The 10,540-nt window shown below is 60.9% G+C and carries 13 protein-coding genes; 11 read left to right on the forward strand and 2 right to left on the reverse strand.

Annotated features, from left to right (window positions below; all coding sequences use genetic code 11):
* The first annotated feature begins 16 nt into the window (after window positions 1–16).
* The 10 genes from urtE (at window position 17) to OOZ53_RS18010 (ending at window position 7,831) form a co-directional block, all read left to right on the forward strand.
* Window positions 17–718, forward strand: coding sequence for an urea ABC transporter ATP-binding subunit UrtE (gene urtE, locus OOZ53_RS17965; protein ID WP_271091065.1), 702 nt, complete (start codon window positions 17–19; stop codon window positions 716–718).
* Between the two features lie 9 nt (window positions 719–727).
* Window positions 728–1,591 carry an urease accessory protein UreD gene (locus tag OOZ53_RS17970; RefSeq protein ID WP_271091066.1) on the forward strand — a complete coding sequence of 288 codons (864 nt, stop codon included), beginning with the start codon at window positions 728–730 and terminating at the stop codon, window positions 1,589–1,591.
* 303 nt (window positions 1,592–1,894) lie between these two features.
* Window positions 1,895–2,197, forward strand: a complete 303-nt coding sequence (locus OOZ53_RS17975; protein ID WP_271091067.1) for an urease subunit gamma — start codon at window positions 1,895–1,897, stop codon at window positions 2,195–2,197.
* A 9-nt stretch (window positions 2,198–2,206) separates the two neighbouring features.
* A complete protein-coding gene (locus OOZ53_RS17980) occupies window positions 2,207–2,512 on the forward strand; it encodes an urease subunit beta (protein ID WP_271091068.1) in 306 nt (101 codons plus the stop codon).
* A gap of 3 nt (window positions 2,513–2,515) precedes the next feature.
* Window positions 2,516–4,228 carry an urease subunit alpha gene (ureC, locus tag OOZ53_RS17985; protein ID WP_271091069.1) on the forward strand — a complete coding sequence of 571 codons (1,713 nt, stop codon included), beginning with the start codon at window positions 2,516–2,518 and terminating at the stop codon, window positions 4,226–4,228.
* The gene (locus OOZ53_RS17990; RefSeq protein ID WP_271091070.1) at window positions 4,225–4,674 is read left to right on the forward strand and encodes an urease accessory protein UreE; all 450 of its coding nucleotides are present in this window, start codon (window positions 4,225–4,227) and stop codon (window positions 4,672–4,674) included. The genes ureC and OOZ53_RS17990 overlap by 4 nt, the downstream gene beginning before the upstream one ends.
* Window positions 4,667–5,338 (forward strand): urease accessory protein UreF, encoded by a 672-nt coding sequence (locus OOZ53_RS17995; RefSeq protein ID WP_271091071.1) that lies wholly within the window; start codon window positions 4,667–4,669, stop codon window positions 5,336–5,338. Before OOZ53_RS17990 ends, OOZ53_RS17995 begins: the two co-directional genes overlap by 8 nt.
* A complete protein-coding gene (gene ureG, locus OOZ53_RS18000) occupies window positions 5,335–5,973 on the forward strand; it encodes an urease accessory protein UreG (protein ID WP_271091072.1) in 639 nt (212 codons plus the stop codon). The genes OOZ53_RS17995 and ureG overlap by 4 nt, the downstream gene beginning before the upstream one ends.
* Before the next feature lie 115 nt (window positions 5,974–6,088).
* Window positions 6,089–6,676: a TetR/AcrR family transcriptional regulator gene (locus OOZ53_RS18005; protein WP_271091073.1), complete on the forward strand. Its 588-nt coding sequence runs from the start codon at window positions 6,089–6,091 to the stop codon at window positions 6,674–6,676.
* Window positions 6,677–6,805: 129 nt separating this feature from the next.
* Window positions 6,806–7,831: an NADP-dependent oxidoreductase gene (locus tag OOZ53_RS18010; RefSeq protein WP_271091074.1), complete on the forward strand. Its 1,026-nt coding sequence runs from the start codon at window positions 6,806–6,808 to the stop codon at window positions 7,829–7,831.
* 60 nt (window positions 7,832–7,891) lie between these two features.
* Here OOZ53_RS18010 and OOZ53_RS18015 read toward each other — a convergent pair whose 3' ends face one another.
* Together OOZ53_RS18015 and OOZ53_RS18020 are read right to left on the reverse strand one after the other, a co-directional pair.
* Window positions 7,892–8,425: a cytochrome b gene (locus OOZ53_RS18015; RefSeq protein WP_271091075.1), complete on the reverse strand. Its 534-nt coding sequence runs from the start codon at window positions 8,423–8,425 to the stop codon at window positions 7,892–7,894.
* Window positions 8,426–8,848: 423 nt separating this feature from the next.
* Window positions 8,849–9,139: a DUF202 domain-containing protein gene (locus OOZ53_RS18020; RefSeq protein ID WP_271091076.1), complete on the reverse strand. Its 291-nt coding sequence runs from the start codon at window positions 9,137–9,139 to the stop codon at window positions 8,849–8,851.
* Between the two features lie 172 nt (window positions 9,140–9,311).
* Between OOZ53_RS18020 and OOZ53_RS18025 the strand changes: the two genes are divergently transcribed.
* Window positions 9,312–10,358 (forward strand): NAD(P)/FAD-dependent oxidoreductase, encoded by a 1,047-nt coding sequence (locus tag OOZ53_RS18025; RefSeq protein WP_271091077.1) that lies wholly within the window; start codon window positions 9,312–9,314, stop codon window positions 10,356–10,358.
* Window positions 10,359–10,540 lie beyond the last annotated feature (182 nt).

The raw sequence follows: 10,540 nt of genomic DNA on the forward strand, positions 1-10,540 counted from the left end.
AACGGAGCAGAACACCATGACCACACTTGCTGTCGACGATATCCATCTCCACTACGGCGCCGCCGAGGCGCTGCGTGGCGTATCGGTCAAGGCGGAACCGGCCAGCATCACCTGCGTGCTCGGTCGCAACGGCGTCGGAAAGACGTCACTTCTGAGGGCCATCACCGGCCAGCACCCGGTTTCTTCCGGCTCGGTCGATTTCGATGGTGCTGCACTGAACAATCAGCCGCCCTATGCGCGGGCAGCAAGGGGGATCGGCGTCGTCCCGCAGGGACGCGAGATCTTTCCGCTTCTGACGGTCGAGGAAAACCTTGAGACGGGCTTTGCCTGCCTCGGCCGCCGCTCCCGCACCATACCGCCGGAAGTCTTCGAACTGTTTCCGGTGCTTGAAACCATGCTGTCGCGGCGCGGCGGCGATCTGTCGGGCGGCCAGCAGCAGCAGCTCGCCATCGGTCGCGCGCTCGTCACCCGTCCCAAACTGTTGATCCTGGATGAGCCGACCGAAGGCATCCAGCCATCGATCATCAAGGATATCGGCCGCGCCCTTTCCTATCTGCGCGACACGGCGGGCCTCACCATATTGCTGGTCGAGCAATATCTGGATTTTTGCCGCGAACTGGCCGACCGCGTCTACATCATGGATCGCGGCGAGATCGTCCATAGCGGCCCGGCACAGGATCTCGACAATCCGGATGTGCGCGCTCACCTGATGGTGTAATGTTCGGCCATGGCAGGCATTGCAGATCGAAATAACGCGCCGGAACAGCGGCTGCAGCGGGTAAAGGGTACGGCGCGCATATCGGTGGTCCACCTCGACGGAACCTCCCGCCTCAGCCGGCTTTACCAGGAGGGTTCGGCGAAGATCCGCCTGCCGCGCACCCATAATGGTTCCGCCGCCGACGTCGTCCTGATCAACACATCCGGCGGCATTACCGGCGGCGATCGCCTCGACTGGACCATTGATGTCGGGAAAAACGCGCGCTGCGTGACGACCACCCAGGCCTGCGAGAAAATCTACCGCGCCTGCGCCGGTACCGCCCACGTGGCGACAACGCTCAAGGTGCATGAAGGCGCCGCGCTATCGTGGCTCCCGCAGGAAACGATCCTGTTCGATCGCTCGTCGCTCTCACGCAAGCTTTACATTGAACTCGCACCAAACGCGACCCTGCTTCTGGCCGAGCCGATGATCCTCGGCCGCCGGGCAATGGGCGAAACAGTCCGGGAAGCCTTTTTCACCGACCGCTGGCGCATTCGCCGCGGCGGCCGGCTGCTGCATGCCGAAGAAACCAGGCTCGACGGCGACATTCCCGCTCTGCTCGATCGCACGACGACAACGGCGGGCGCATGCGCCTTTGCCACAGTTCTCGTCGTGCACAAGGATGCGGGCGACATGGTCGAACCGATACGCGGCCTGCTCGGGAACAATGCCGGCGCCAGCGCAATTCAAACCTCCGCCGGCAATCGTCTGATCGTGCGCATGGTCGCATCCGGCGGATTCGAACTGCGCCGGCAACTCATACCGGTCATCGACTGGTGCAACCGGAAACTGACCGGCACCCGCCAGGGCCTGCCGAAACTTTGGACTATCTAGAGCAATTCCGAGTTAGATTGGAGCATTTGATGGAGGAAAATCGGTTCACTCGGCTAGGCGCGTCGCGCAGCGCGATGTGGTGCATCGGGCAAGCGGTGCAACGACGCCGATGGGCCGATTTTCCCCTCCCTCGAAAGGATTATCGTATTGAAAACCAGTACTGAATGGGCCGGGCGATTTTGGCCCCTGGCGTCGTTGGCTTGTGCTTGTGGTGAGGTACGGCGCACAATCCGCCTAGCCAGCGACCAAAATCGCCACGGTCAAATGTTCCAAGCTAACTCAGAATTGCTCTAGGGGTATTGCATGAACCTGACACCAAGGGAAAAAGACAAGCTGCTGATCGCCATGGCGGCGGAAGTGGCACGCAAGAGGCTGGCGCGCGGCGTCAAGCTCAACCATCCCGAATCCATCGCGCTCATCTCCGATTTCGTGGTGGAAGGCGCCCGTGACGGCCGCACCGTTGCCGATCTCATGGAGGCCGGCGCCCATGTGCTCACCCGCAACGAGGTCATGGAAGGCATTCCCGAGATGATCCATGACATCCAGGTCGAGGCGACATTCCCGGACGGGGTGAAGCTTGTCACCGTGCACAATCCGATCCGCTAGGAGTTTGCCATGATACCGGGAGAAATCATCTGCGCGGATGGCGACATCACGCTCAACGAGGGCGGCGATGTCATAACGCTGAAGGTCGCCAACACAGGCGACCGGCCCGTCCAGGTCGGCAGCCACTATCATTTTTTCGAGACCAACAGCGCCCTTGCCTTTGATCGCGAGAAGGCCCGCGGCAGGCGTCTGGACATACCGTCCGGAACCGCAGTGCGCTTCGAGCCGGGCCAGGAACGCGAAGTCACGCTGGTCGAATTCAGCGGCGCGCGCCGGGTGTTCGGTTTTCACAAGAAGGTCATGGGGGCGCTGTAGAAGATGCCGGTTAATGTTTCCAGAGCCGCCTATGCGGACATGTACGGCCCGACGACCGGCGACAAGGTGCGTCTGGCCGACACCGAACTCTTCATCGAGGTTGAGCGGGACCTGACGGTCTATGGCGACGAGGTCAAATTCGGCGGCGGCAAGGTGATCCGCGACGGCATGGGCCAGTCCCAGGCGACACGCGGACAGGGCACCGCCGATACCGTCATCACCAACGCGCTGATCGTTGATCACAGCGGCATCTACAAGGCCGATATCGGCCTCCGCGACGGCCTGATCCAGCGCATCGGCAAGGCCGGCAATCCCGACACCCAGGCCGGCGTCGACATTGTTGTCGGCCCGGGCACCGAAGCGATTGCCGGCGAGGGCAAGATCGTCACCGCCGGCGGCATCGATGCCCATATTCATTTCATCTGCCCGCAGCAGATCGAGGAGGCGCTGAATTCCGGCGTTACGACCATGCTCGGTGGCGGCACGGGCCCGGCGCATGGCAGCCTGGCGACCACCTGCACCCCGGGCTCCTGGCATATCGGACGCATGATCCAGGCCGCCGATGCGTTTCCGATGAATATCGGCTTTGCAGGCAAGGGCAACGCCTCACGCCCCCGGGCGCTTGAGGAAATGGTCGAGGGCGGCGCCTGCGCGCTCAAACTGCACGAGGACTGGGGAACCACACCGGCAGCGATCTACAATTGCCTTTCGGTGGCCGACGCCTTCGACGTGCAGACCATGATCCACACCGACACGCTCAACGAAAGCGGTTTTGTCGAAAACACCATTGCGGCCATTGCCGGGCGCACGATCCATGCCTTCCACACGGAAGGCGCCGGCGGCGGCCACGCGCCCGATATTATCAAGCTGTGCGGGCTCGAACACGTCATTCCGTCCTCGACCAATCCCACCCTGCCCTACACGCGCAACACCACGGCCGAACATCTCGACATGCTGATGGTCTGTCACCATCTCGATGCCAACATTCCCGAGGACGTCGCCTTTGCCGAAAGCCGCATCCGCTCGGAAACCATTGCCGCCGAAGACGTGCTTCACGACATGGGTGCCTTTTCCGTGGTCGCTTCCGACAGCCAGGCCATGGGCCGGGTCGGCGAAGTCATCATCCGCACATGGCAGGTCGCCGACAGCATGAAGCGACAGCGCGGCCGCCTTGCCGAGGAAACAGGCGAGAACGACAATTTCCGGGTCAAGCGCTACATCGCCAAATACACGATCAACCCGGCCATCGCACACGGGTTTTCCAGACATGTTGGCTCGATCGAAGCCGGCAAGCGGGCCGATCTCGTTCTGTGGAACCCCGCCTTCTTCGGCGTCAAGCCTGAGATGGTGCTGCTCGGCGGCAGCATCGCGACGGCGGCGATGGGCGATCCGAATGCTTCCATCCCAACGCCCCAGCCGGTTCATTACCGCCCGATGTTCGGCGCTTTCGGCAAGGCCGTCACGGAAAGCTCCGTCACATTCGTCTCCCGGGCGGCTCTCGATGCGGGCCTTGCCGACCAGCTGGAGACCGAAAAGGACTTCGTTGCGGTCGAGAATACGCGGCGTGCCATCGGCAAGCGTTCCATGGTGCACAATTCAGCGACTCCGAAGATTGACGTCGATCCGGAGACTTACGAGGTGCGCGCCGACGGCGAGTTGCTGACATGCGAGCCTGCTGAAATTGTCCCGATGGCGCAAAGGTATTTCCTGTTTTGACACAGCCGATCGCCTCCAGGGTCGTGCCGCTGGGCAAGGCCGAAGCCGCCGACACGATCACGCTCGACGAAGCCGGGCGGCACCGGCGCCGTCTGGCGATGACCTCGGACAACGGCATCCGGTTTCTGCTCGACCTTGCCGAGGCAAGATTGCTGCGCCATGGGGACGGGCTGCAATTGAATGACGGCCGCATTATCGAGGTGAAGGCGAAGCCGGAACCCCTTTATCTCGTGCGCCCGCGGGACGCTTTGCATCATCTGCGCCTCGCCTGGCATCTCGGCAACCGCCATTGCCCGTCCCAGATCAATGAGAAATTCATCCTGATCCGCCGCGATCACACCCTGCGGGCAATGCTTGAGGGGCTCGGCGCGGACATAGAAGAAGTGGAAGCGCCGTTCGATCCCGAGGGCGGAGCCTATGAAGGCGGGCACCACCACCATGACTGAGGCGCTATCCAATCCGGCCCTTCTTCGGCTGTTGAGCTGGATGTCGCCGAGCTTTCCGGTCGGCGCCTATGCCTATAGCCACGGTCTCGAACGCGCGGTGCATGACGGCATGGTGGCGAACGCCGGGCAACTTGAAGACTGGCTTTGCGACCTGGTCACCGTCGGTTCGGCCTGGAACGATGCGGTGCTTTTTGCCGAAAGCTGGCGGCGTGCGGCCGATGACGGACAGCTGGACGAACTTGCGGAACTGGCCGAAGCGCTGGCCGGGTCGTCCGAACGGCACCTGGAAACCGTCAAACAGGGCGACGCGTTCCTCGAAGCCGCCGCCGCCTGGCCGTCTCCGGTTCTTGGCCGGCTCGGTCGGCAATGTCCTTTGCCGGTTGCCGTCGGCGCTCTGGCGAGCGCCCATGACATTCCGCTTGCGGCCGCGCTTACGGCCTATCTGCACGCTTTTACCGCCAATCTCGTCCAGGCGGGATTGCGGCTGATGGCGCTGGGCCAGAAGGACGGCATACAGGTGCTCGCCGCACTGGAAGCCACCATCGTGCGCACCGCCGACCGGGCGGCCGGCACAACACTGGACGATCTGGGCGGTGCCACCATATTGGCGGAGATCGCCGCGATGAATCACGAAACCCAATATTCGAGGATCTTCCGATCATGACACCGGCATCAAACGGACCTCTTCGGATCGGCATCGGCGGTCCTGTGGGCTCCGGCAAGACGACGCTTACCGAAAAGCTCTGCAAAGCCATGCGCGCGCGCTGGTCGATCGGCGTCGTCACCAACGATATCTACACCAGGGAAGACGCCGAGGCCCTGGTTCGCCTGCAGGCGCTCTCGTCGGACCGGATCGTCGGCGTTGAAACCGGCGGGTGCCCGCACACCGCCATTCGCGAGGACGCTTCGATCAATCTTGCCGCGATCGACGAGCTCACCGCACGCCATTGCGACCTCGATATCGTTTTCATCGAATCGGGCGGCGATAACCTGTCGGCCACCTTTTCACCGCAGCTTGCCGATCTCACGCTCTATGTCATTTCCGTCTGCCAGGGCGAGGAGATCCCCCGCAAGGGCGGCCCCGCCATCACCCGTTCCGATCTTCTGATCATCAACAAGACCGATCTCGCACCGCATGTCGGCGCCGATCTTTCCATCATGGCGCGCGACGCTGAACGGATGCGCGGCGGCAAGGTGAATCTCTTCACGGATCTGCGCCGCGGCGAAGGCGTCGACGATATTGTCCGCTTCCTCGTGGAAACGGGCGGCCTCAGCGCAACCGTCACCGGCGCGGCATAAGCGAAGCAGATCGACGCAGCGTTAACGGCTGACTCACTTTGTGAATTTTACGGTCACATTGCCGCCATAGGTGTGATAGACGATCGGTCTAGTTATTGGTTTGGTAGCGTTTGTTATGCCCGTACAAAGAGACACCAGACAGCACATCATCAGCACCAGCCGCGATGTCATCCTCGGCAGGGGATTCTCTGCGGTCGGCCTGTCGCAGCTGCTGTCCGTGGCCGGAGTTCCGAAAGGGTCCTTCTACCACTACTTCAAATCCAAGGAGAACTTCGGGGAAGCTCTTCTGGAGGATTATTTCGATAGCTATCTCAACCGCTTGGACGAATTACTGCAGCCCGACGGAAGGCCCGCAGCGGATCGCATCATGTCCTTCTGGGGCCTGTGGACGGACCCCGAATCGGTCTGCGAATTCGGGGCGCGTTGTCTTGTGGTCAAACTCGGCGCCGAGGTCTCGGACCTTTCGGAGTCGATGCGGGCAGTGCTTCGCGAGGGCACGGAGCGGATCGTGGCGCGCCTTTCGCAATGCCTGATGGAAGGAATGCGGGACGGATCATTGCCCAAGGACCTCAAGCCGGTCCAGGCCGCACTCGCGCTCTACGATCTCTGGCTCGGCGCCACCTTGATGACCAAGCTGCGCCACGATACCCACGCCTTCAAGAACGCCCAGCTTGTCACGCGCCAGTTGCTGAGACTCGACTGAGCCCGATTTTCAACACGTATTGCCGGATAAAACCGTTATATTACAATATCTTCGAATTCTAGTCGACCGGTCTAATATTTGCCGGAATCACCTCAGACACCGACTATTTGCCCTCGAAAGGACCTGATCATGACCATCAAGAACCGCCGCATCGTGCTGGCCTCGCGGCCGAAAGGCCCTCCGACAGCGGACAATTTCAGGTTGGAGGAAACGGAAGTGCCGGAACCGAAGGACGGGGAAATCCTGCTGCGCACGCTCTACCTGTCGCTCGATCCCTATATGCGCGGCCGGATGAATGACGCGCCCTCCTATGCACCGCCCGTCAATATCGACGACGTCATGGTCGGCGGAACGGTCGCGCGGGTGGAAGGCTCGAACAATCCTAAATTCGCCGTGGGCGATCTCGTTCAAAGCATGAGCGGCTGGCAGGATTACGACGTCTCCGACGGGACGGGCCTGGCCCGGCTCGACAAGGAGATGCCGCAGCCCTCGCTGGCGCTCGGTGTCATGGGCATGCCGGGCTTCACCGCCTATGTCGGGCTGCTGGATATCGGTGAGCCGAAGCCGGGCGAAACCGTGGTCGTATCCGCCGCGAGCGGCGCCGTCGGCTCGGTCGTCGGCCAGATCGCCAAGCTGAAGGGATGCCGCGTCGTCGGCGTCGCCGGCGGCGCGGACAAATGCCGTTATGTTATCGACGAACTCGGTTTCGACGCCTGTATCGACCGGCGCGAACCGGATCTGAATGAAAATCTCGCCGCGGCCTGTCCGGACGGCATCGATGTTTATTTCGAAAATGTCGGCGGCGCGGTCTTCGACGCGGTGCTGCCATTGCTCAACGTGCATGCCCGCGTTCCCGTTTGCGGCCGCATCGCCAGCTACAACGCGACGAGCCTGCCGGATGGACCGGACCGCACGCCCGCCCTCGTCGGCCTGCTGCTCGTGCGGCGCATCAAGATGCAGGGCTTCATCATCTTCGATCACTACGAAACCCGGTACCGGGATTTCGTGCGCGATATGAGCGGCTGGCTGGCCGACGGCAAGATCATGTATCGCGAAGACCTGGTCGAGGGCCTGGAAAACGCGCCCGAGGCATTCATGGGCCTGCTTGAGGGCAGGAACTTCGGCAAACTCGTCATCCGGACCGCGACCGATTGAACGGAATGATGCAACGCCCCGGTTCGCCGGGGCGTTTTGCTTGAGCCGCCCGATGAACCGCTAACGCGTGGAGCGGCCGGACGTCATGCGCACAAGTGTCGTATCGCGATCGACGAAATGATGCTTGAGGGCGCCGGCCACATGCAGCACGATAAAGAAGATCAGAACGTTGGCGATCGCGCCATGCGCATCGGCGGCAATCTCGGATATCGCCTTGTTTTCCGCAAAACCCGGAATGATGAACAATCCGAACATCTGGATGTCGTGGCCACCGAAGAGCGATGTCGTCATGCCGGAAAGCGGCATCAGAATAACACTGGCGATCAGCACCCAGTGCGTCAGCTTGGCGATCCTGTCCTGCCAGACAGGAACTGGCGCCGCCGGCTCCAGAAAGCCGCGCGCCAGCCGCCATCCCACCCGCCACAAGCCATAGACCAGGACCAGCACGCCGATGGCCTTATGGGTCTGCAACAGCGCGCCGGCTTCCGGCCCCTGAGGGGCGAAGTCTTCTATATAGATTCCGAAGGCCAGCATGCCGATCATCGCAAGAGCAATGATCCAGTGATTGAATCGTGAAATGAGATCGTAGGTCATATCGCTTCCAGTATTCATACCGTATTTGTGTTTGGCCAACCGGTGCGCCCGAACCGACGACGGGCCGGTCAAATCATCATGATTCCGGGATACAGCTTAAAATAGCAATAACCAATGCAAGTTCGAGAAACCTCCGGTTTGGCCCGGTCAGGTGGCCGCACGTCTGCACAACCCAGAGCAATCGCTGATCGCGAACATGTGATCCGGCGTAAGGTTCTGATATTTATAAATATTTTACAGATGAACCAAATGTAATTTGATTCACCTCACAGGACACGCCACCTCAAGTGCAGTCCGGAAAATTCCTGTACGCCCACAACGGCTGTGCGCCAGTGCTCCGCACTCAATTGTCCGGATTGTCCCAATAGGCGGCATGGCGCGTGTCGCCTTGGGCCGCCGCCGATTGTCAAGTATTCGGTGTTGTCAGGCGCCGATGTCGTCGGCGGCGGCCTGTTCCTTCTCCGCTTCGATACTGCGCCGAAGCACTCGGTAGTCGATAATGCCGATGATCGCCACTGCGAGCGATATCGGCATCAATGCAATGCCGACCCACTCCAGCCACTGGCTTCCACTGAGCTTTAGAAGCCCGACGCCGGACACGAAGAGCGCAATGCATGTATTGAGATAGGACAGAAGGGTCCGGCGATTGGCCAGTTCCGTGCGTACAATGGCCAGAACCAGATTCTCGACCGAGCGTCTTTCGCGTGTGTCCATGGTCCCGCCTCCGACATTTCGCTATTGTTGACCGCAGTTTAGGCCCGGTGCGCGATAGCCGGCAATACAGCCCATCAGAATTGACTTCCAGTCTGCAGCAAATTCCCTCACAATCGGCTTTCGAAGGAAAAGGAGCGCTTTCTTCCCGTGCGAAAATCCAATCTGATTGCCCATGCGTCACGTTGAAACCCTGATCGTCGGAGGCGGTCCCGCCGGCAGCACCTGTGCCTGGCGGTTGAAGCAAGCCGGCCACGATGTGCTCGTGATCGACAAGACCACATTCCCGCGCCTGAAGCTCTGTGCCGGCTGGATTACGGAAAAGGTGATGGCCGATCTCGAGTTCACGAGCCGGGACTATCCCCATCCGCTGCTCGAGCTCAATGTGCGCAGCCATTTCCCCAAGGTTCCGTTCGGCCTGAACTGGTTTCCCACGAAAGGTAAGAACTATTCGATCCGCCGTACCGAGTTCGACGCATGGCTGCTTGAGCGTTCCGGCGCTCCGGTCGAGAACCATTCGGCCAAATCGATCCGGCGCGACAACGGCCGGTATATCATTGACGACACATACAGCTGCGACAATCTGATCGGAGCCGGCGGCACAATGTGCCCGGTCCGGCGCAACCTTTTCGAGGACGAGCGCAGAAAGGCGCTGCAGATCGCCACGCTGGAAAGGGAATTCGAATATCCGCAGCGCAAGGACGACTGCCATCTCTATTTCGCCCGCCGCGGCCTTGTCGGTTACGCCTGGTTCGTTCCCAAAGGCAATGGTTTCGTCAATATCGGCATCGGCGGCAAGAGCAAGTACTTCCGCAAGTCCGGCACCAATATTCACGATCATTTCCGCTGGTTCCTCGATGATCTCGTACGCGATCGCCGGCTTGATCCCGAAACCGCCGGAAATCTGAAGGCGACCGGCCATCCCTATTTCCTCTACGCCTGGGATGGTCCGGTCAAAAACGAAAACTGCTATCTGATCGGTGATTCAGCCGGCCTCGCCTCGATTGATCTGGGCGAAGGCATCGGCCCCGCGGTTGAGAGCGCGCTCATGGCGGCAAACGAGATCCTCGGCGAAGGCGTGTATTCCAAGGAACACATCACCTGCTATTCCATGGGCGGTCTGACGGAACGGCTGCTCAAGCACTTTGTGCCGCCGAAGGGGATGGATGCAAAAGGCGGCATTTCCGCTGCGTCGGTTGGCGAAACCGCGCGGCCCGCATAAAGGCTGAATTGCCGTTATTCCTTGCTCAAACAAAAAAACGGCCCGGGAAAAACCCGGGCCGCTTTTGTGGAGTAGGAAGATACATTGTGTTTTAGAGGAGATATGTTGCTTTTTGCGGACCTGGCGGTGCCCTACTCTCCCGCGTCTTGAGACGAAGTACCATTGGCGCAGGGGTGTTTCAC

Origin of the sequence: Allohoeflea poritis, from assembly GCF_027889715.1 — a bacterium.
Classification (GTDB): Bacteria; Pseudomonadota; Alphaproteobacteria; order Rhizobiales; family Rhizobiaceae; genus Hoeflea_A; species Hoeflea_A poritis.